Source organism: Flocculibacter collagenilyticus, from assembly GCF_016469335.1.
GTDB classification, from domain to species: Bacteria; Pseudomonadota; Gammaproteobacteria; order Enterobacterales; family Alteromonadaceae; genus Flocculibacter; species Flocculibacter collagenilyticus.
The window spans coordinates 356,700-381,107 of the sequence record NZ_CP059888.1 but is presented as its reverse complement, the minus strand read 5'-3'; the positions used below and the strand labels follow the sequence as shown (position 1 = coordinate 381,107).

Below are 24,408 nucleotides of genomic sequence, written 5' to 3'. Positions count from 1 at the left end.
ATCCTCTCTAGCGATTCTTTTTTGAGTTTAGCTGGCTTATAATTCGTCTAATTTTATTTTTACCTTGTCTCTTGAGCTATTCACGATTCTGATTTAGCCAAGCTTAGGTATTGCAGTCTGGTTAAGCAGGAGTCTGGCTATTATTTCTAAAATTATTGGCATATGTCGAAAAGCCTTTAGTACTGAGGCGGATGTATCTGTCGAACATGTCGAAAATACGCAACAATCAAACTCTGAACGAGAAAACTTGGGATCATCAGCACCGCATTCAAATGTGCAATTACCATTAGTGATCCCCGCTTCAGAACATCAGTTGTCTGAAAAGCTATTTAGTCATAATGCCTTAAAAGTACTGCGTCGATTAAACGACCGTGGTTTTGACGCATATTTAGTTGGCGGATGTATTCGCGATGCGTTACTCGGGTTAAAACCAAAGGACTTTGATGTGGTGACAAATGCAACCCCAGAGCAAATTAAAGGGTTATTCAGTAATTGCCGCTTAATTGGTCGTCGTTTCCGTTTAGCCCATATCATGTTTGGCCGTGAAATTATTGAAGTCGCTACGTTTCGTGGTCATCACCAAGAAGAAAGCAGCCAACCTAATCAACAGAAAATAGCCAGCGCTAGTGAGCAAGGTCAACTCCTTCGCGATAATGTATACGGCGACATCGAGCAAGATGCACAACGCCGAGATTTTTCTATTAATGCGCTGTATTACAATAATAAAGATAAAGCCATTTATGACTATGCAAACGGCATAGATGCTATTAATCGCCGCAGTATTGAGCTTATTGGCGATCCTGAGCAACGCTATCGCGAAGACCCTGTACGTATGCTGCGTGCTGTGCGCTTTGCTACCAAATTAGATATGACTATTGCGCAACATACCAAAGCACCGATCAAGTCGCTTGCTAATTTACTGCGCAATATTCCACCAGCTCGTTTATTTGAAGAAACTCTTAAGCTTTTCATGGCAGGTAAAGCACAAGAAAACTATCAAATGATGTTAAAGCTTGGCCTGTTTCAACATATGTTCCCTGTAGTTGCGGAAACACTGAGCGGTGATGCCAACAGCAAAGAAGAACAACTGTTAAACCAAGTATTTATTAACACTGATGAACGCATTTTATCTGGCCGCAAAGTCACTCCTGCCTTCATTTACGCCACCATGTTGTGGTATCCAATTGAACGTCATTGCCAGCACTTAATGATTGAAGCTGGTTTTAATCACTTTGATGCATTTAATATTGCATTAAACGACATTCTTCATCGTCATAATCAGTCTGTTTCACTACCTAAACGCTTCGCCATGACAGCAAAAGATATTTGGCACTTGCAGTCTCGCCTCGCGAAACGTGCAGGACGACGTGCGTTTAAAACATTAGAGCACCCTAAATTTAGAGCAGGCTACGATTTCTTGTTACTCCGTTCAGAAATAGAAGGCGGCAAAGACCTCATCAGCCTTGCACAGTGGTGGACTGAATTTCAACAAGTCAGTCCGGAACAGCAAAACAATATGGTGCGTAGCTTAAATGAACGATCTGAGAAGCGCTCAGGTAAAGGGCCAAAAAAACGCAACTTTAAGCGCAAAAAGCGCGCTAGTGCTCGCCCAAATAATTCAGCAAATAAGCCAGCAGCATCGTGACCACTTGTTATATTGGCATAGGCGGAAATTTAAACAATCCGCTAGCAACAGTAAAATCGGCCATTTCGGCATTATCCGTTGAGCCACATTTTCAGCTAGTGGCGGTTTCAGCCTATTACCAAAGCCAGCCTATGGGGCCACAAGATCAACCCGATTATGTTAATGCCGCTGCCTTAATTGAAACGTCGCTTAGTGCCGAGCAAGTACTGGCAACAACTCAACGTATTGAACAGCAACATGGGCGGGTAAGAAAGGATGAACGCTGGGGTGCCCGCACACTCGATTTAGATATTCTGCTTTACGGCAACAGTGAGATAAACACAGAACATCTCACGGTTCCGCATTACGGTTTAAAGGAAAGAGAGTTTGTACTTTATCCTCTTGCCGATATTACTCCTGCGCTTATTTTACCTTGCGGAACCTCATTATCATCCTTATTAGAACGCGTTCCTTTAAACGGCTTAACGGCAATCAATGCGTAATAATCAGTTAAAGTATTTACTCTAATATGTTATTTTTCAAACAGTTTATTAAGTTACATTATTTTATAACAACCAGTGTGGTTAACTAACATGGCAAAAATTACAGTTTCTAAATTACTTAAAATGAAACAGCAATCAGAGAAAATTGCTGCAATTACTGCTTATGACGCAAGCTTTGCGCAAATTTTTGATCAAGCCGGTATGCACGTTATTTTGGTAGGTGACTCGTTGGGTATGGTACTGCAAGGACATAAAGACACGTTACCCGTCACCGTTGAGCACATTGCCTACCACACTCGCAGCGTAGCAGCGGGAGTGGAAAACACGTTTGTAATGGCTGACATGCCATTTATGAGCTACGCCACCACTGAAGATGCCTATAAAAATGCCGCCATCTTAATGCAAGCAGGTGCCAACATGGTAAAACTTGAAGGCGGTGATTGGTTATACGATACCATTGCAGGTTTAACACGTAACGGTATCCCGGTGTGCGCACATTTAGGGTTAACCCCGCAATCAGTGCATGTTTTTGGTGGTTTTAAGGTGCAAGGACGTAAAGAAGAACAAGCCAATCAAATGATTGAGCATGCCAAAAGTTTAGAAAAAGCAGGCGCACAATTGCTGGTATTAGAGTGTGTACCTGTTGCGCTAGCTAAACGTATTACTGATGGCGTGTCTATTCCTACAATTGGTATTGGTGCTGGACGCGATACAGATGGCCAAATCTTAGTCATGCATGACTTTATTGGTATTTCTACTGGCTATATCCCTAAATTCTCTAAAAACTATCTTGACATAACTGGCAATATTCCTGAAGCAACCGAGCTTTTCATTAAAGAAGTTCAAGACAGTATTTTCCCTGAAGATGAACGTAGTTTCGATTAATGACAAGTTAAGCACACCATGATAATTACCGACAAAGTTGACCAAATACGATTACAAATTAACGAGTGGAAAGCACAAGGTGAAACCATTGGCTTTGTGCCAACGATGGGCAATTTACATGCTGGACATTTAAGCTTAGTTGAAGAAGCAAAAAAGCATGCCACTAAAATTGTAGTGAGTATTTTTGTTAACCCCATGCAATTCGATCAAAGCGCTGATTTAGCGGCTTATCCGCGAACGTTACAACAAGACTGCCAACAACTAATTGCAGAAGGTGTTGACTTACTGTTTACGCCTACGCCCGATATTATGTATCCCAAAGGGTTAGCACAGCAAACCTTTGTTGAAGTGCCTCATATCTCAGAGCGTTTTTGTGGCGCAAGTCGTCCGGGGCATTTTCGTGGTGTTGCTACTGTAGTGACAAAGCTATTTAATATTGTTGCTCCGCACACAGCTTGTTTTGGTGAGAAAGACTATCAACAGTTACGCGTGATTAAGTTAATGGTTGATGACTTGTCTATGGGCATCAACATTGTTGGTGTGCCAACCATGCGCGAGCAATCTGGATTAGCAATGAGCTCACGCAATGGTTATTTAACTGAGCAAGAGTTGCAACAAGCCCCTGCGTTATACCAAACGTTGTTAGCGCTAAAACAACAAATGCTGGCTGGAAACAGCGATATTACAGCGTTAATTCACGAAGCCAACGATAGAATTGCTCAAGCAGGCTTCACGCCTGATTATTTTCATATTCAAGATGGCGACGATATGTCAGACATCACGGAACACACCAAGCACATTGTTATTATCGCTGCCGCGCATTTAGGCAAAGCAAGATTGATTGATAATATTCACTTTTATCGGTAATTAGCATTTAACTCACAGCACAAATTACATTATCAACAAGAAAGGGGCGTAAGCCCCTTTCTTGTTTCTCATACAGCACTATTACGTTGACGCTGTCTTATCGCTAAAACTCGTATTTATACGCAATACTAAAACCTATGCCTTTGGTTTGTGAGCGCAATAACGTGTTGTCGAACATAATTTCTTTATCTTCATTTAATAGGTTTTGTAATTTCAGTTTAACGGTACTATTAAAGTCAGGGTAGTAGGTATAAACCATATCTAATGAATGAAATGGTTGCTCCATTGCATCAGGGCGACCTTCGATGCCAGGAATAATGACGCGCTCTCCGAATACATTGTATACCGCAGTAACTGAGTGGTTGCCACTTGGTGCATCGTAACCCATTTGTAAGTTGACTACATATTCAGAATGTCCTGTTAAGCGTCTTGTGGTATTAGTGATGGCCGCAGATACCCCCGTTTGCTGAACAATACTTTGCGTATCAAGTGTCATTTCAGAGTCGCTCAAGGTTACATTGCCAGAAACAAACATATCGTTACCAATGCCACCTAAGCTGTCGCCTAGTAACGTTAAGTCTTTTAAGAACTCAAACTCTATACCATACACATGGCCAGACTCGGCGTTTGCAATACGAATAAGCGGGGGCCCATCTTGCGCAGGTGATTGCACTGACTCAATAGGCTGATCCATATCTTTATAAAACAGGCCAACAGATAAGTTCTCGCCTGTGTCCATGTACCACTCCCAGCGCAAGTCATAGTTATCAATCTTAGTAGTTTCTAATCCCGGTGTGCCAGCAATGGGATATTCTGTTAATGGATCAATAAAGGTTGAGTTAGAAACTTCTCTAAGATCAGGCCTAACAACAGTATCACCGTAACTCATGCGTAATTGCATTTCGGGATTAATCACGTAAGTAACCGCAAGTGACGTGTAAATATCATCTTCTTGAAAAGTAAAGTTTTGTAGGTCATTCACTGTTGCATCTGATGGTAAATCTGCTGCCCCGGTTTGTGGCACTAACGGCACAACTACTTGCTGAAAATCTTCCCAGCGTAACCCACCACTTACTCGCCATGTTTCATCAAAAAATATGTCGGCTTCAATATACGCGGCATCTATTTTTTGTGCTGAAATATAGTCATCACCCGCTATGGTTGTGTCGCGCAATAGCGCATTGTTTAATGTTGCATTCGCTATCGCGTCATTACTCAAAATACGTCCAAACGATTCACCTGATAAATCGAAATCACTACCAAGCGCACGGGTATTAATATCGAATCGGCGGCTTGATGCATTACGTGTTTTTTCAACAAAGTCCGCCCCCGATTTTAATTCTATTTCCCAACGAGCGAATGAAACTGGTAAAGAGAGGTTAAATCCGTAGTTTTCTACTTGGTCATCCAACTGCTGAAACGTGTAGCGACCTGCTGTGGTTGCATTGTAAAGTGATGACTCTTGTGGCGTTTCAAACAGACCATTTTGCTGTCCATCAAAACTACCATCTTCTAATAGAAATCGAGTTTCTACATTGCCAGGTGCATATCGGCTAGAGCGGCCGTTCGAGTATTTCCAATCTATTCCAATAAAATTGTATTCAGGAAAAGTGTGCATACCTTTTATTTGATTAACTAACAATTGGCGTTCTTCATAGGTGATATCAAACGCATGAATACGCTGACCATCCGCCAGTAAAATATTATTTGAATTGCCATATTTATCGCGCATTAGGTCACGCGTATCATTTAACGACATCATGCTAACATCTAGACGATGATTACGATCATAATCAATGCCCATACTTAACATTGCCGACCATTTTACAGCGTGCTCCGTTGACGTTATCTCATCATAACCTCGCACCATAACCCATTCAGTCGTTTGGTTATCCATCACATCTTTACGAAAATCTTCCCCTTGATATTCTTCCGCTACTTCCCATTCATTATCATAGGCAAGAGTAGCTAAAAAACCGTAACGAAAGTCACCGGTTTCATAGCTATCACCCACTGCCACATCAAACCCCACATCGGGATTAACTGTGTCATATTCAGGATCGTAATCGCGATTAATTTGCTGCGCTAACACACGGTTTTCTTCAATAGAAATATCATTTAAGAAAGTGCGCTGATCCCATAAACGTTGAATTGCTTGCGGAGCAGCACGAGTGCCATCATCGCGCCCATACCAATCATTATCACCACCTTGGTAAGTAATACCGTCGTCAAAGTTTTCGCTATTACCACCTAACTGACCACTCATATTAAAAAAGAAATCCGTTGGGATTGTTTTCACTCGAATGTCCACGTTACCGCCACCAAATGATGCAGGCATTGAGGGAGAGTAAGACTTTTGAACGGATAAACTTTCGATAATTTCAGACGGAAATAAGTCTAGTGGGATCACAGAACGGGTAGGATCTGGACTTGGTACCGCCGCGCCATTTAATTGCGTACTTGAATAACGCTCACCTAGACCACGTACATAAATAAACTTGCCGTCCACCAGCGTTAGCCCTGTTATACGACGTAACGCAGAAGCCGCATCGCCATCGCCTGCACGCGAAATTTGCTCTGCGCCCATAATATCAGCAACAAATGCTTGCTGCTTGCGCTCTTCTAGTACCGCTGTCGCGCTACCTTTTAATCGAGTGCCTGTTGCAACTACTTCTTCAATAATTTGATCCGCATCAGCTTGCTGAACATTAGCGGTTTGCGTGTCTTGCCCTGCGGTTTGTGCTAACGCCTGTGGCGTTTGAATGCCACATAAAATAGCAAAGGATAGTGTTGATAAACGAAACTTGGCATCTGTTTTCATGTTAGACCTTTTAGCATTGCGGTGCTTAATACGTTCATTTAGAGATGGCTGTTAGCACTGCTTAATTCAGAAAATAAGAGTGAATAAATGAAAGCGTGAAATAAGTTATTGATGTGCCGAAGTGACTGTATTCTTTGGCAACACCTAATCACTAAACGCCGATGGTAAAACCATTCGACGTTTAGCTAAGTCACATATTCCACGACGAGTTGCTTATAAACTTAGTGTCCTAAGCCCACTGTCCAACCAACTGTCCAGTCGTTACCTTCTTTTACCGCACCGATGAAGTCCGCGTTATCAAAGAACTTGTCACCGCCGAAGTCTTTAGGCGTTGCTGCAAATTGCGTAAAGTAACCTTTCAACACGTCCGTTTGCTTGCTTGCCACTTCATTCTTCGATTGACTAAGGAACCACGTTTCATCAATGTTTTTAAAGTTCTCACCGTTTTGACAAGCAACCACTGAGTGAGTGAATGAGATATCTAAATTTGTCGCGTTTTGCTGAGTAACTGGCGTATCTTCAATTTCAAAACACTCGCCCATACCAGCTGGGCCTGTTATCACAAAATTACTTAACTGCGCCATTGTGCCTTCTCGCAGATACACACCTTCAGAGTCATCTTTTCCATCAAAGTTATTACCAATAATCGTCATGTTGGCAATTTGCGGGTTAGATTGTGGTTGTTTATTGGGTGTCGAACCGTCATTGTCTCCTTCAATTGCACGGTTAGCGTCTGAATCATCTGCTGCATGCTTTACTAATACGTACTGCATTTTTCCGCGGTAGCCATTGTCCCAGTCAACACTGTCATCTTGGTTGCCAGTTAAAACAACGTATTTGGCGTTTACTGTGCCGCCAAAGAACTCAACCCCGTCATCCGCATTTTGGTGTACTTGAATATACTCAACGGTTGTTTTGTTACCTACACCACCAAACGTGATCCCATTTAATTCATTATCTGGGGCAATTTCATAACCGGCATGTTTAACTACCACATAGCGCAAAGTGCCTGAATTATCTTGGTCGTTCGTACCACCAAATACCGCTCCTTCTTCTACGCCTTCCACTTGCAGTGCACAATCTGAACCGTCTTGTGGGCATTTATTTGACGACGCATTACCCAGTAATACCATGCCACCCCATTGGCCAGCAGCCGTTACTTCACCAGTAATATCTTGATTTGACGTAAAGATAATGGGTGCCGTTGAGCTGCCTTGCGCATTTATTTTAGAGCCACGGCTAATCACTAAGTAGTCATTGCCGCTGCGGCCAAACACGGTAACGCCCGCGTCAATTGACAAGGTTGCACTGTCCGCGTTGTCATTACCTACAAATACAGGCCCTGATAGCGCATATAGTTTGTTGGCGGTCAATCGTAAGTCTGACGTAATACGGCCTGATATTTCACAAGTTGTGGTAACACCGTCAGCTGGTGAAATAGCAACAGTACCCGCAGGACAGCCAGCAGCTTCTGCTTGTGCGGTAACTACACCACCGCCAAAACCAAAGGCCCAATCTTTACGCCAATCTTCGGTAGCATTAAATGCACCTATGTAATCTGTGGTATCAAAAAAGCTGCCATCTACATTAGTACCCACATCCTGACCCTTTTCTAATAACGGTGAGCCTGTTAGCGGCGTGCCTTTACTGGATAATAACGGTGACGTGGTAATACTGTTACCTGACTGTGCCATGAACCATTCTTCCAAGTTTACACCTGCATCCTTGTACTTGAAGTTCTCATCATTGCTACATGCCATCATGGAGTTCTCAATAATAATACCACCATTTTGTAGGTGTGCTTGAGACACTGGATTGTCTTCAACCTCTAAACATTCACCCATTTCATTTGGGCCAGTAATGACCATGTTATAAATTTTCGCAGCAGTACCTTCGCGTAAATAAACACCTTCTGAGTCGTCCTTTCCATCAAAGTTGTTACCCATAATGGTAATGTTTGAAATAGTTGGATTAGACATTGGTTCTTTATCTGGGTTTGAACCATCGTTATCTGCCTCAATCGCGCGATTAGCATCGCCTGCATTTTGGTCGTGTTGTACAAACACATGCTGCATTTTACCGCGATAACCATTATCCCAATCTATTGAGTCGTCTTGATTTCCAGTTAACACCAAATGCTTCACATTCACCGCACCACCAAAGAACTCGACGCCATCATCAGCATTCGCATGCACTTGAATGTAGTCGACACTGGTTGCCGAGCCTACACCACCAAACGTAATACCGTTTAACTCATTATCTGGTGCAATTTCATAGCCTGCATACTTCACTACAACGTACTTAAGGGCACCTGAGTTATCTTCCCAATTGGTGCCACCAAATACTGCACCTTCTTCAACACCTTCCACTTGCAAGGCACAATCTGAACCGTCTGACGGACATTTATTTGAAGGCGCATTACCGAGTAATACCATGCCGCCCCATTGGCCTGCTGACGTTTCATCACCAACCACATCTTGTAGTGAAGTCATAATAATAGGTTTATCTTTCGATCCTACCGCATTAATTTTTGAATCACGACTTACGACTAAGTAGTCATTCCCGCTACGACCAAACACCACCACACCGGGTTCTATAGTTAGTGTTGCGCTATCAGCTTTGTCATTACCTACAAATACAGGCCCAGAAAGTGCGTACATCGCGCCTGATTTCAATACTGTATCTTGAGTAATGCGGCCTGAAATAACTTGTACCGTAGTATCGTTACCTAGCGCACTTGTTACCGCTTGGCTCAGCCCTGCATCATAAGTACCTGCATATTGCTCTGTAGGCGTTGTAGGAGCAGGATTAGTTGGTTGAGTAGGTGCAACATCGACATTTGGAGCTTGTGCATTTAATACGATATCGCCACCGCATCCAGTTAATGCAATAGCCGCCGCAAGCGCGGAGATTTTGAAAACATTCTTCAGTTCTACGCTTTTCATTTCAAGACCGTTCAGTTCCATGTTGTGCTCCAATATGTGGGAATAATTATTTCCATGAGTTCAAAGTTGAATTCATTACAAAGAAAATTAAGTGGGCACAAAATAGCGAAACTAGATGACAGTTTTGAAACAAGTAGATTGCAGTTTGGTGACAGTTTTATGGTGAGATGATGACATCAGGATAGGCGAGGTTGAATAAAGCGGGATGAGTATGATGATCACCCTGCCCTGTTTAGCGAACCTTCAAAGTAGACTATTTAAATGCCACGTGAATTTATTCACGTGGCATTTTTACAATATAGTAACTGGCTATATGGCTATAGACAGCTAAATTTGCCTCTTAAGGCTTCCAAACCTCTGCGAGTACAGGTTGAACTTGGTTAGATATATTGGTTGGCAAACTTGCCTCGGCAGCCGGATTGATATCGAATGCAGCCATTACATTAACAAGCGCACTCACGTCGCTTGCTTGTAAAGTAGCATTGTCAACTTTGAGGATATCCACCTGATTGTCACCGGACAAGAACCACCCTTCAATTAAAGTAGAATCTTGAGTTCCAACTATTTGAATTAACAGATCGTCTTCCTGCTGGCTAAACCATAGTTGATCTTGTGAGATACCATTTGCAAAATGCAATTGATCGACATCATCACCTGATGAAACATTATTGATCACATCCTGTCCGTCACCTTGTTCAAACATATAAATGTCATCACCTTCGCCACCGATCAGCGTATCATTTCCCTGCCCGCCTACTAAGGTATCATTACCACCAGCGCCAAGCAGTAATTCATCATCTGATGAGCCAAATATCCCTTGTGCATTACTATCACCCTGAATGACTTGAGCAAATGCAGCTTGGTCAGGTAAATTTACTGTTTGATCCGTTTCATCTATATTTGGCATTGCCATGCCATACGCACCAAATATCTGCGCCGCAGTAAATTGACCACCAGACTCAAATACAAACTTATCAACCGTAAAGTCACCACCTAAGAAGAAATTATGGATTGTCACTTGATTGGCACCGCTTCCTAGCACCAAGTCATTACCTGACTTCATCAATGATGATGCAATATCGTTGAAACTAATACCACTTTTAAAGAGTACGGTGTCGAGGCCACCACCTGCACTATTAATAATATCTTGTCCATCTCCAGCGGAAATGACAAAGGTATCGTCACCCTGACCACCAATTAATACATCATCCCCTTCAAGCCCTTCTATTATATCGTTACCACTTTGACCATTAATAACATCCGCACTGCCAGTGCCAGTTAGTGTATCGTCAGATAAGCTGCCAAATGTTGGCGAAGCTGGCTCTGAAGGAGACGCAGTAGGTTCAGCCATGCCATACGCACCAAATATCTGCGCAGGTGTAATATTACTGCCATCAGCTAAACGAATATCACTAAGTACAGCAGCACCATACAAGAAGAACGACTTTATAGTGACACTGTCACTACCACCAGCAATATTTAAAATAAGATCATCACCATATTTTGATAAACCTGATGCGACATCCTGCCATGCAACGCCATCGGCAAATTGCAGTACGTTAGCACCTGCACTTACTTCAATAGTGTCATTGCCATCGCCGCGCGCAAATATAAATACATCATCGCCTTGGTTGCCCATTAACAGGTCGTTACCTTTACCACCCGTTAACGTATCATTTCCTTCACCCCCAACCAGAATATCATTACCATCTGTTCCGTGAACTTGATCATCACCACCCGTACTAGGTTGAGTTGGCGGATCAATAGGCGGATCTGTCGGTGTTGTTCCTGTGCCACCATCTGGTGGTGTTGTATCACCTCCATCAGTCACTAGTTGTAGGATATCGGCAGTCGTTAACATCGCAACATTGTCAAGCTGAACACCATTAATTGCGGCATCTCCACCTACAAAATGACTCTTGATACGAATGGTTTGTGCTGATCCATCACCAACTTTGATTAATAAGTCATCTCCATCTTGAGTAAACACGAGTTCAGATTGGGCTAATCCCTGTATGAATAAGATATCCTGTCCACTATGTGTTGCATCTACTACATCGTGTCCGTGTCCTGCTGCAACTATAAAATAGTCATCCCCCAAACCGCCCACTAAGGTGTCGTTTCCTACGTTACCTTTTAGTTGGTCGTTACCATCACCACCTTCTAAAACGTCGTTGCCGGAACCTCCGTCAACATAGTCATTGCCTGAGCCCGCAGTAACTGTGTCGTTTCCTCCTTGTGCAAATATTTGATCGTCACCAGCCATGGCATCAATCACGTCATCAGACGATGTACCAACGACTTGTTCACCAGCATCAGTACCTTTAATAGTACCATCATCAACATCACCATCGATTATTTGCTGGATATCAGCAGTCGTTAAATAACCACTACCCGCAGGCTGAATAATATCAAGTGCCGACTCACCACCAACAAAATGATTTAACACACGAATTGATTGCGCTGCACCATCATCAACTAATATCACCAAGTCATTACCATCTTGCTGAAAAGTCAGTTGCGAACGGCTGATTTGTTGCAAAAATAACGTATTTTGTCCACCACCAGAAACATCGAGTTGGTCATGACCTTCGCCAGCACTAATCACATAATTATCGTTGCCAGCACCTCCGATATAAACATCATCGCCAAGTTTACCTTGCAGTTGATCGTTACCTATTCCGCCTTCAAGGCGATCATTGCCAGACCCGCCATCTAGATAATCGTCACCTGCTCCCCCAATCAAAGTGTCATTACCACCTTGTGCAAAGATTTGATCATTGCCACCTAAGCCGTCAATACGGTCATTACCTGCAGAGCCGACTAATTGTTCAGCATTGTCTGTACCAACTTGAGTTACAAGCGCTTTAATATCAGCCACCGACATTGTTTCGCCATTGCTAAATGTAAGATTGTTGATAAGGAAATGATCAGTGTAGGTTTTAAACCAGCTTTGAATGCGAATTGAGTCGTCAGCATCACCCACTTTTATAAGCAAGTCATCCCCAACACGCTCAAACGTCAAGTCATCAGCGGTAATATTATCACCAAACTGAATCGTGTCGTTTGATGCTGCAACATTACTATAGGCTTGCTCTGCAAGAGTTTCGACAATTAGGTCTTGGCCATCACCGAGCTCAAACTGATAGATATCATCAGCAAATGAGCCATAAAGGGTGTCGTTACCTTGACCACCAATTAATGTTTTTCCTTCTTCATCATCGGTTCGAGTGGAAGTGTGAATAATGTCATCACCCTCTCCTCCGTCTAGGGTGTCTGCACCAGTGCCACCTGTCAGTAAATCGTTACCTAAACCGCCGAGTAATTGATCACTCCCCCAGTCACCTGATAGCGTATCGTTACCTGCACCACCGCGTAATATGTCATTCCCATCACTACCTGAAAGAGTATCATTACCTTCTCCTCCATCTAGCGTGTCGGCATTCCATCCACCTGTAATGGTGTCGTCTCCTGCTTCACCATACACTTCGTTATTGCCACTATCATACTGCCCAGAGATTATATCGTTTCCATCTCCTCCCCAAGCTTTATCGTCACCATCTTCTAATAATATATTATCGTTACCAGCGCCACCGTATAGGTTATCGCTACCTACACCACCATTCAGCTCATCATTGCCATCACCACCAAACAAAGTGTCGTTGCCTTGGCCCCCATCAAGCTTATCTGCACCTATACCACCTGTTAAAGTATCATCACCATCTTGACCATTTAACGTATCGTTACCAGCCCCACCATCGACTGTATCGTTCCCTGCAGCAGCATTTACCGTGTCATCACCAGCTAGGGTATTAATAATGTTATCTTCTGATGTGCCTTGAATAGTGTCATTAAAAATAGAACCCGCTAAACTTTGCGATTCTAGCTGAGCCATATCCCATGATAAGCCATTCGCAAACTCTACCGTCTCAATTTGACCGTTAGACGTTTCATTATGATAAACCGAAAATTGATCGTTAAGGATTAAGGTTTCACCAGTTTGTATAATGGTAATATGTGCATCGTAATCAACTCTGCGCACAATGATATCTTCAGGGTTTAAATCAACTAGCTTAAGTGTGTCAATACCTCCACTTTCATCTAGCGAATCTGAACCGTCTCCGGCACGATATAAGAAAGTATCATTACCTGATCCACCATAAAGCTCGTCATTGCCGACTCCACCGTCAAGCGTATCATCTCCCTCGCCGCCACTTAATCTATCGTCTCCTAAGCCTCCAAAAAGCGTGTCATTACCTTCTTGTCCCGATAAATAATCATTACCCACATTGCCAGAGAGTGAGTCATTCCCGGCTTCGCCTGAAATGCTATCATCGCCTTGTAGGCCATCTATTACATTATCTTGCTCATCGCCTGTAATGTTATCTGCGCCAGTCGTAGGCTCTAACAGCTTACCTGTTAACACCTCTTCATCAACAGGCACTGCTACACCATCTTCAATGAACGATAATTGAAACGCAGGTTTATCATTACTATTGAAAAAATTATATATAGTGATTTGATCGCCATCAGCGCCCGAACTAAATTTGAGTACTAAACTTGAACCATTGCGCCGATAGATGACATCATCATTTTCAATGTCAGATAACGTTATCGTGATTTCACTACCTTCATTCCTGATTGTGTCTGCACCATCACCGCGGTTAAATACAAAATTATCATTTCCTTCACCACCGTATAACGTATCATCTCCCTTACCGCCCTCAAGCGTATCGTCACCATCACCACCTTGTAATGTATCATTACCAGCATGGCCGAATAACGTGTCACTTCCTGCTCCACCATCTAGGCGATCTTGCCCTTCGTTGCCGTAAAGAGTGTCATTACCCTGCGAGCCATTTAAGCTATCATTCCCTGCTTCTCCATATAAGACATCATTTCCTTCATCGCCTGATAAATAATCGTCACCGTCATTACCATTCAATGTGTCATCACCATCTTCACCGTAAAGGTAATCATTACCTTCACCACCTGATAAAGTGTCATTACCGGCACCACCAAGAATTTTATCTGCCCCAGCTAAACCACTATACTCATCATCACCTTGCTCACCGTAAAACTCATCGTCGCCATCAGAAGCTGTATTCATCTCTTGTTTGATGGATGCTCCAGTCCAAACTGTCCCATCAGCAAACTCAACACGACTTGTAGCATTATCATTGACAAAAAAGTGGGTTAAAGTAATCCTGTCACCTTGATTCGATGAAATGTATAGCGTTTCTCTGTCACGAGTAAGCGTTATATCGCTAGGGGTAAAGTTTTCAGTAAACTGAATAACTTCTCCTGATTCAAAGGTATTAATTGTGTCACGGCCAAATCCTGTATCAAATAAATACGTATCAGTACCATCACCACCAATTAAATTGTCATTCCCTCCCAAACCTTGGATTACATCATCACCATTACTACCGTAAATACTTTCTTGATTATTTGTCCCCGTTGTCGCAAGGGCAGCCATTTCACTCGCATTAATGGTGGTGCCATCATGTAATCGGATAGTTTCTAATTTAGCGCTTTGGTATATCCAGTTATCTAAGCGGATCTCTGTTGAACTTCCCTTAACACCAATAATTAACTGATCACCACCATTATATCTAAATGTTAAATCCCCCTTAGATATGGTTGAGTCGTCAAAGAATAAGGTGTCTTGATTAGCACCTGAGCCATCCAGTTCATGAATGCTAACAACTCTTGTTTGCCTATTTGCAATATAGGTATCGCTTCCCCCTGAATCTGCAACTGTATGCAGGCCATTTGAAAGGACGATATTGTTATCATGTTGATTTAATACTGTGCGGTTTTCGTTTACGAATTGCGCTGGCATCGCTATTAGCTCTTCTGCCGTAATAACACTGCCATTCTCAAATGTAATCTCAGAAATTAACGGCTGTGAACCCGAAAAATTACCCGCAACAAGTATGCGATTTTCAGTGCCTTTTTGCTTAATAACTAAATTATTATCTATATTTTCAACCGTAATATCATCGACGGTTAAAGCTCCCACGAACTGAATAATATTCGTGCTGCCATCGTGGCTATCGTGAATGATATTTTGCCCCCAGTCCCCCGTAAAGCGATAGGTATCTGTGCCTCCGCTACCATCAATTGAGTCGTTACCCGAACCACTATTGAAAGTATCGCTGCCTGCAGTACCTACCATATAGTCTGCTCGTTCAGTGCCATTAGAGTCATTTACAAGCTGTAACACTGCTTCTGTGTTGAGCGTATTACCATCAGAAAATGTTATAGATAATTCTTGATTAGGTCTTGCGAACCAGTTTTGAATGGTGACTTGATCTTCACTGTCAGAAAAGTTAATAAATAAGTGCTTTTCGCTCCGTGAAATCTGTAAATTACTACTGCTAATTGTGTTATCAAAAACTAGATGATTAATTCCATAAATATCGTTGATTTGATCGTGACCAAATCCTTTACTAAATATAAATGTATCATCGCCCGTAGAGCCATTAAGCACATCATTACCCGCACCACCAGTCAGAATATTAGCCTCATTCGAGCCTAACAATGATTCAGACAAATGAGTTCCATTCACGTTACCATCTTCGTCTGCTGTGCGTGTTAACCCGAGTTCAGAAGGCAAATCAACTGCGGCATCTGCGCGGCTATCAACTTCCGCTTTTTCCCAAACAATCCCATTTGAAAACTCAATTCGACCAATTGGGTAATAATTAGAGTCATACCAGTTTGGAATAATGACTCGGTCACTATTATCAGCAAACAGTAAATGTAAATCTTTGCCTGATCGATAAAAAGTTAAACTATCTGGATTTTCACCCTCAAATCGTAAAACATCAAAAGCTGAATTTCGATCATTTACTCGGGCAACGCCAAACCCAGCATCTAGTTGATATATATCGGTCTCATTAACGTCATCATCAAACACCACATCATACGCACCAATAAGCGTACTTCGTTCAGTGTCGGGGAGTTCATTTTCAATTTCTTGTTGGAACTGTCTTAGCCAAAGTTGATGAAAATTAATTACCTCTCCATCAGCAAACGAAATAAACTTCAATGCACTATCGCCCGGTCTTTGCCCCAATCCAGTAACTGTTATCGTATCATTGGTATCTTTAATCGTTATCTTGAGCGTTCCAAGCAAACTCATATTAAAGTCCAGTTGACTAGTAGTTATACCAGCGCCAAACTGAATTGTGTCGTATGAGTTATTTGAATTCATGTAAAGCTTGTCGCTGCCATCACCTAAGTTATATCGGAAAGTATTTCTACCATCACCAAGAAAGACCGTATCATTCCCTGCACCACCGGTAATATCATCATTCCCGCCCCCCATTGTCACATGGTCATCACCTGCCAATGCATCCAAGGTTATATCTTGATCTCCTGCACCAACCAAATGATCGTTACCATCTGTTGGGTTATTTGTGTAATTAATTATTTCATCCGCAGAAATTACTGAACCATCAGCCAGTTCAAATTGCTTCACATAGTAAGGCGAATAGGAGCCATATCTTGAATTTTCATACCAACCATATAGAGAAAGGGTGCTTTCTGAACCATTGGTGTCAGTTAGTGTAATGAGTAAATCAGTACCAATACGAGAAAAACCTAGCTGTTCTTTAGTTACTCCGTCTTTGAAGCGGACTATATCCGTACCGTCATACCTTGAGTGCCATATACGATCGTTACCGTCACCATGGCCAAAGAGGTATACGTCAAGGCCTCGCCCACCAACCAAATAATCATTGCCAGTGCCACCATCGATGGTGTCATCACCATAATCACCTAATAATGAATCATCACCAGCTCCACCAACTAACGTATCGTTACCATCGTCACCATTTAAGTTGTCATCACCTTCACCGCCTAGTAACTGGTCATTACCATCCTTGCCATATAGCCTATCATCTCCATGGCCACCAGTTATGGTGTCATCGCCGCCTTGGCCATACGCTGTATCGTCACCACTTAATAAGTCAACACTGTTTGCTTCGCTGTCCCCAACCCAAACATCAGACTCACTTGAGATTTGAATAGTGTTAGCAACAATCTGAGCACTATCCCATACAGTTCCGTCAGCAAATTCAATTTGTTCAATAACCGTAGCTAGGTTACCTAAACGATTGATCGTTAAGGTATCTGATGTACCTTTGATGCTCAAAACTAAGCCATTTACAGCACTTTTTAACAAAATATCTTCCGGAGAAATATCTGCGTCAAGTTTTATCTTATCTACATCTCCTTGAGTATTTTTGTATTCATCGATACGGTCAGTGCCCGCCCCTCTGCCAAATAAATATGTATCCGAGCCCTCACCACCATTTAGGGTGTCGTCACTCTTTCCTCCCGAGAGGGTGTCATTGCCTTTATAGCCTCTAATAGACTGATCAACATCGTCATGTCCCACAAGATTATCATCAAACTCCGTACCATAAATATTTGTAGGAATTTCAGATAGACCTAGCATTGCAATCACTTCCTCAGCACTTAGCACAGCATTGTCACCAAGTCTAATATTTTCAATTCCTCTTTTACTAGAGAAGAACTGTGCAATGCGAATCGTATTTTCAGTACCGTTTATTTGAATGATTAGCTCTGAGTGATTCTTCGAGAAGGTGATATCATCAGCGCTACTTACATCAGTTAAGTGGATGACACCTCGCCCAGTGTAATCTTTGATAAGATCTTGCCCAAAGTCTCCCGAAAATACATATAGCTCATCCCCTTTCGTGTCAGTAAAGGTATCATTACCTTGCCCTGCGTATACGGTATCATTACCATCACCTAATGATACTTCATCGTCCCCCGCACCACCGTGCAACGTATCGTTTCCTTCGCCAAGGTGGATACTATCGTTACCTGCTCCATCATATACAGTATCACTGCCATAACGGCCAAACACATTATCATCACCATCGCCAGCATGGATAGTGTCATTTCCCGCTCGCGCATCAATATAGTCAACGCCTTCACTGCCGTTTAGCTCACCAGCTTCACCACCATCGAGTATGTGCCTTGTTCCATCTAACAATAAAACGTTATACACCAATGGCATTTGTAGCTGCCCATATTGGGATGTTAAGAGCTCATTTTGCTGAAGTTTGGCTAACGCCGGATCTTTGGCATTTAGTGCTGTGAAATAGTTTTCAAAATATGTAGAAAAGTCATCCACTAACCACGTGTTTGTATCAATATCATAAACATCGTCAGCAAAGAACTCTCTCATGTAGCCGTAACGCTCAAACGTTTCTGTAAAATAGGTTATATACCTATCATAAGTTAATTGAATCGTATTGCTTCGCAACTCAGGAATGCTTCCACCAAAAAATTGTTCAAGAATACGATGCTGACGCGTAGTTTTATTGGTTGAATAATCAACCCCTGCCCAAGTGGCAATAATTTCATCAAGGTGTTGCGCTGTATGATGCTCAGCACCAGTGATGTAGTTTCTGACTAACTGCTCTAAGTGCCCCGTTTCATCTAGTGCCATTGCTGTGCGCAATGAAAGGACGTTACCTGTACCCGCTACTTCAGGCAAGTCAAGTAAGTGTGCTGGAATATCTATGTCGTTGTTATAAATAGTTTGCTGATTATTTGCTTGAAAGAAGATAGCTGACATTGCACGCTCTTCACCACTTCCAGTAGTGAATGTGCTGCTGTATTCGTAAACATTACCATTAACGACGCTGCCATCATCTTCATAGCTGGTATTTAAACTAACAATATCTAGAGCTGCCAAATTATAGATTTCGCTAGGGTCTGACAAGCCGTCTAAATTCGCATCTCGCCATACTTTTAGTTCACTATAGATAGCATCACTTTGATCAATCACACCATCTTGATTTTCATCATATTCCTGTAAAGCTAAAAAGCCATGAATAGCGATATTACCATTTTGTAGTACGGTTGAATCACCAAATAATTCCCTACCACTGTCGACAATACCATTCCCATTAATATCCAATGCAAGTAAGCCGTCGTCTCCTCCAGCAAAACCTGTTAATGTACGGAAACCATCTCCATTAAAATCGAAGTATCGCGATAATCCAGTGCTTTCAACTCCATCCCCATCTAAGTCTAGGACCAAAGGATCCGCCGGTTGTGGTCTTGGTCTTGTTGGTGCAGAGCTACCACCACTAGCGGTTAAGAAAATACCTAAATCACCATTACGGAAATTCTTTACAGTAATACCGCCATTAATTATCAAGTCAAGATTCGTAGTTAGGGTAAAACGAGTTCCTGTCGACTCATCTTCGTAGAAACGATTGCCTTCATCGTCGCGATCAACAAACTCGCCACCTTTGTAGCGATTACTATAATTATTTATACCATCAATAGCAGCATAAACTGAACCTGCTCCATCGCTGTCATAAATGATATCGCCACGCTGTACAAAGTATGTATCAATACCTTCACCACCAAGTAGTCTATCGGTACCTGTACCACCATATAGAATATCACTACCTATGCCACCCTCTATATAGTCATCGCCTTTACCGCCCTGTAAGATATTATTATATCGATTACCAAAAATCTGATTGTCTAACGCATTTCCTGTAGCCATAATTGGCGCAGGTAAGCCATCAACTCCTGTTTCCGCAAGTCTTAATATTTCAATATTCTGCTGCTCAGTAAGTTCATAATCGACATGAGAGACTATTTTGTCTTCAGAACCTTGACCTGCAGTTTCATTAACAACATCTTGTAATGAATCAACAATATAGGTGTCATTACCTGCACCACCTGTCATATTGTCGCCACCAGCGCCTCCATCTAAGTAATCGTCTGAAGCATCTTCGCCACCAACTAGGGTATCTGAGCCCTCATTACCATATAAGTAGTCAGCACCATCTCCACCATGAAGCTGATTATTAGCACTGTTACCTATGATCGTGTTGTCAAGGTTATTACCGGTGCCTTTGATCGCGGCCGTTTTACCTTCTTCCACTTCTAATAGCTTAAGTACCTCTACTTCTGAATTCGACGCTAATGAATAATCAAAAAATGTGTGAATTTGATCGTTTTCACCTTCATTAGCATTTTCAATGACAGTATCTGATAACGAGTCTACGATATAGGTATCACTCCCACTTCCTCCTTTCATGACGTCAGAGCCTTCACCTCCAACTAGCATGTCATTACCTGCACCACCATTTAGCGTATCGTCTCCAGCATTTCCTTCTAAGTAATCATCTCCGCCATTACCGTTGATAGTATCAATACCTTCACCACCATATAAATGATCACTACCACCAAGACCATTTATTTCATCTGCACTCTGCCCGCCAAAAATGAACTGCCTAGAAGGGTTGGCATGCGATGCAGCATCAACGTGCAATAATTCACCTGTAGTTAAATCTTGATAAGTGCTTAATTCCGGACCCCTAAGCGTTTCTTCTACAATACTGAATTGTGCTAAGTACGCTAAGTAGTTACTACGGTCTATAAGATATTGCTCCGACAGTGCACCTTCGCCAGTTTCACTGTTATATAAAGACAAATCAATATCATAACTATCCTTGACAACCACTATTGGAGACCCCATTACCAAGGCGTAACGAACTGCTTCATTGCTTTGTGCTAATTGGAAGATTTCCTCTGCATTCCTTGGCAATAGTGAAGTTTCTCTAGATTGACTTTCTGTTGAATCAAATTGCTGGAAGAACGAGGTCGCAACCGCTTCAAACTGACCTTCAGTAACAGTTGTCTGTTCACCTGTAATAGTCGTCATTAGCCAACTCAGTGTTTTTTCTAGGCCAGCTCTATGAATCATTTGCATGATTGTTGCGGCATCACCAGACATTAGCCCCGCCAAGTTGCCAGTCACATAACTCCAAACTGCTGATGGTGAGCTCCATGTGGTTTCATCACCAATTCCGTAGTCTATAAGTCCATTTAATGTATGCTCACCTAGCGACATGACTTCATTCATAGCATGGTTAAACGCATGCGCAGCAAACATTAAGTTTTTAATATCATCTAATCGATTCAATTTAGCATCCGCACTACCACCATCACCCGCTGATATTAAACGCCATGTTTGATTGCTACCCAAAGATGAAAATAGCAGTGTACCAGCCCACCCAGCATTAATGTTTCCACCAGCTGTATCGTCTGCCAAATTGCCAAATAATACAGCTCCTACAGCCGTCGCATCTTTTGCAGCAATATCTTCAATAGTTAAAAATGTCCACAATCCCGTTTCAGGATCTCTACGTGAATCATCAAAAGCCCCCTCTTTACCAAATAAATCTTCCATTGCTTGTTCAGCAACTTTATTTGAGGCCTCTTGCATCAATTCAGGTGTATACCCTACACCCCGAAGCGCCATTTGCATCTTACTGAATTCACGAATAAGCACAGCGTATGCCCCTGTGCCAGCATTTGCTTCCGCTGCTCCACGAAACCATAATCTAACCATGCTATCCGGTATTTCATCTGGTAACATTTCCACAATTCGCTCGTATATATGTGAATAATTACCTTCTGCATTTAGCCCTTCATTTCTCAGCGCTAATAACTCTTGAATTTGCTCATCAGTCAAATAATGTGGCACGTTATACCTCTACTAGATTTATTTAATAAACATGTTTGTGATAAATAAATAGATATCTCGCCAATGCATTAAGTGCTCTGTTTGCAACGTAATTTCTAGCGTGATATCTGGGTGGATCTGCTCGACCGTTGAGCAGTTTGAAAAATTTGTGTTGCGAGGGTCATCGTAACAAATGAAACGAACTTCACCTGTTTGCTTAGCTTCTTTGGTAACGCGCTCGTGCGGGGCAAGTTTGCCAGTTAGAAAGTTAGATTTTTTAGTTATTGGATTAATATAAAATTGTAGATCAAACTTTTCGTCGTACTTAACATCCGCTTGCTTGTGCCTTGCAGTCGAACGTCCATGTTTATGTTTAGAAATCCCTACAACAACATGTGTATTGTCAGGTATTTTGGGAGTGATGTCTGTTCCAATCAGAACAGCATGATGGAGTACTAAATGCACAGCAGTAGAGCAACTTTTATTGTAGTTCCCTTCTGTCTTACCCGAGATAAAAAAGTTTTTAGGTAAGTGCACCTGATACCCTGCAACATTTACAGTTTTATGCTGTCCGTCAACCCTTTCTTTGAATACGGGATTCAACTCGCCTTTACTTTTACAGTATGCTTCATCAACATAAAAATGTTGTTTGTAAGTACTTACCCATTCTACTTGAACTATATTTATGACTAAAAATATAACAAGAAGCGCAAGCAGCACTCGCTTCATCGTAATATGTTTTAACATTTTTGCTTCCTGCTTATCTTTCGCGAATACTTTCGCTCTTGTATCTTAGTAATGGCGCTAAGAAAAACTCTATTAACCTGCGCTTACCAGTTTGTACTTCTACGCTTAACGTCATACCTGGTTTTAGCTTAATCTCTTTGCCTTCCACCAACAGTGCATGCTCTTTTAACCGAACCTGCATAGCAAATATCGCTCCGCGTTTTTCGTCTTGAATTGCATCATCCGAAATATGTGTTACTTCTCCATGTACTACGCCATATTTAGTGAAAGGAAAAGTATGTAATTTAACCTCTGCTGCTTGCCCTTCTTGCACAAAGCCAATGTCTTTATTTTCCAAGAAGACTTCTGCAATTAATTGATCTTGCTCAGGTACAATTAACATCAGCTGCTGGGCAGGTGTCACTACTCCTCCTACCGTAGAAATTAAAAGTTGCTGAACAACACCATCCACTGGTGAGCGGATAGACTGCTTTGCATTCAGTTCTTGTGCTTTACTAAAATCTTGTTGATAAGTCTCATGTTGGGTTTTAAATTGGTTCAATTGACCCAAAAGCTCTGTTTTTAATCTATATGTTAATAAGTTAAGTTGCGTTTCTGCTTCAGCAATTGCAGAGTCTTGAGTATTTAATTTTGCGGTTTCAACGGCCAAGCTTTGTGCAATTTCAATGCGCTGCTGCTCTAGCTCTAAATATTGATTTTGTGCTCCCATCTGCTTTTTAGCTAATGAGGATAACGATTCAACACGCTGCGTAATTAGCGGTAGCATTGCTTGCCATTTTGCAATTACTTGCTGTGAAACTAGCTTATCTTGACGGCGACTTTGCAATGACAATTGCAATGCTTGACGCTCAGCTTGATAAGCCATCCATTGCTGGGATAACCATTGCTGATGCAACAAAGCACCTTGCTTAAAAGATACGGTGCGATTTTCACTGACACTCTGCCATGCGAGTAATGGCGTTAATACACTCCCCTCTTCTAACAGCAGTAACATCGCCTCATTGCGCATTATTTGCCCATCTAAATCCCGAATTTGCTGTTGTAAGCGAGTAACATCTGCTTTAGTTAATACCCTATCTAAACTAATTAACAAATCTCCTGCTTTTACATAGTCTCCCTCTTTAACATGGATTGCGCTTACAACACCGCGATCAAATGGTTGTATTTCTTTAATTCTTGTAGATGAAATGACTTGCCCTTCGGCAACAGCAACAATATTAACTCGACCTAAACATGCCCAAACAATTACAAAAATAAATAATGCAATAATGATATAAATGATCCATCGTGCGATCGGACGTGGAGGCGTATGCTGGATTTCTAGTGCCGCAGGCATAAATGCAGCTTCTTTACGCGGTATAGTGTTATCGCCTATTTTTCCTCGCGTTTTCCATGCTTCTACTATGTGTTTGATTGGCGAGAATTGACGACCTTGAGAAACCACGACTTCTTGCGAATTTGATAAATCCTTATTCATT

At 42.0% G+C, this 24,408-nt stretch carries 9 protein-coding genes; 4 read left to right on the top strand and 5 right to left on the bottom strand.

The features are described 5' to 3' along the window. Positions 1-292 precede the first annotated feature (292 nt). The 4 genes from pcnB to panC all read left to right on the top strand — a co-directional run bounded on the left by pcnB (position 293) and on the right by panC (position 3,879). Positions 293-1,645, top strand: coding sequence for a polynucleotide adenylyltransferase PcnB (pcnB, locus tag HUU81_RS01685; RefSeq protein ID WP_199611930.1), 1,353 nt, complete (start codon positions 293-295; stop codon positions 1,643-1,645). After that, positions 1,642-2,127 (top strand): 2-amino-4-hydroxy-6-hydroxymethyldihydropteridine diphosphokinase, encoded by a 486-nt coding sequence (folK, locus tag HUU81_RS01680; protein WP_199610556.1) that lies wholly within the window; start codon positions 1,642-1,644, stop codon positions 2,125-2,127. The genes pcnB and folK overlap by 4 nt, the downstream gene beginning before the upstream one ends. Before the next feature lie 90 nt (positions 2,128-2,217). After that, a complete protein-coding gene (gene panB, locus HUU81_RS01675; protein WP_199610555.1) occupies positions 2,218-3,012 on the top strand; it encodes a 3-methyl-2-oxobutanoate hydroxymethyltransferase in 795 nt (264 codons plus the stop codon). Positions 3,013-3,030: 18 nt separating this feature from the next. After that, positions 3,031-3,879, top strand: a complete 849-nt coding sequence (gene panC / locus HUU81_RS01670; protein WP_199610554.1) for a pantoate--beta-alanine ligase — start codon at positions 3,031-3,033, stop codon at positions 3,877-3,879. A 103-nt stretch (positions 3,880-3,982) separates the two neighbouring features. On the opposite strand, the gene HUU81_RS01665 is transcribed toward panC, so the two are convergent. From HUU81_RS01665 to HUU81_RS01645, 5 genes are all read right to left on the bottom strand, one after another. Continuing rightward, positions 3,983-6,700: a TonB-dependent receptor domain-containing protein gene (locus tag HUU81_RS01665; protein WP_199610553.1), complete on the bottom strand. Its 2,718-nt coding sequence runs from the start codon at positions 6,698-6,700 to the stop codon at positions 3,983-3,985. Between the two features lie 221 nt (positions 6,701-6,921). Then, positions 6,922-9,666, bottom strand: a complete 2,745-nt coding sequence (locus HUU81_RS01660; RefSeq protein WP_233520555.1) for a hypothetical protein — start codon at positions 9,664-9,666, stop codon at positions 6,922-6,924. A 319-nt stretch (positions 9,667-9,985) separates the two neighbouring features. After that, on the bottom strand, positions 9,986-22,204 hold the full coding sequence (locus HUU81_RS17525; RefSeq protein ID WP_199610552.1) for a calcium-binding protein: 12,219 nt from the start codon (positions 22,202-22,204) through the stop codon (positions 9,986-9,988). An 18-nt stretch (positions 22,205-22,222) separates the two neighbouring features. Then, the gene (locus tag HUU81_RS01650) at positions 22,223-22,930 is read right to left on the bottom strand and encodes a hypothetical protein (RefSeq protein ID WP_199610551.1); all 708 of its coding nucleotides are present in this window, start codon (positions 22,928-22,930) and stop codon (positions 22,223-22,225) included. A gap of 13 nt (positions 22,931-22,943) precedes the next feature. Further along, positions 22,944-24,407 (bottom strand): HlyD family type I secretion periplasmic adaptor subunit, encoded by a 1,464-nt coding sequence (locus HUU81_RS01645; protein ID WP_199610550.1) that lies wholly within the window; start codon positions 24,405-24,407, stop codon positions 22,944-22,946. Position 24,408 lies beyond the last annotated feature (1 nt).

What these genes read in the sequence shown, in the direction of transcription:
- panC (WP_199610554.1), top strand. Translation starts at nt 3,031, where the DNA reads ATGATAATTACCGACAAAGTTGACCAAATACGATTACAAATTAACGAG.
- HUU81_RS01645 (WP_199610550.1), bottom strand. Translation starts at nt 24,407, where the DNA reads ATGAATAAGGATTTATCAAATTCGCAAGAAGTCGTGGTTTCTCAAGGT.
- HUU81_RS01660 (WP_233520555.1), bottom strand. Translation starts at nt 9,666, where the DNA reads ATGGAACTGAACGGTCTTGAAATGAAAAGCGTAGAACTGAAGAATGTT.
- HUU81_RS01665 (WP_199610553.1), bottom strand. Translation starts at nt 6,700, where the DNA reads ATGAAAACAGATGCCAAGTTTCGTTTATCAACACTATCCTTTGCTATT.
- panB (WP_199610555.1), top strand. Translation starts at nt 2,218, where the DNA reads ATGGCAAAAATTACAGTTTCTAAATTACTTAAAATGAAACAGCAATCA.
- HUU81_RS01650 (WP_199610551.1), bottom strand. Translation starts at nt 22,930, where the DNA reads ATGTTAAAACATATTACGATGAAGCGAGTGCTGCTTGCGCTTCTTGTT.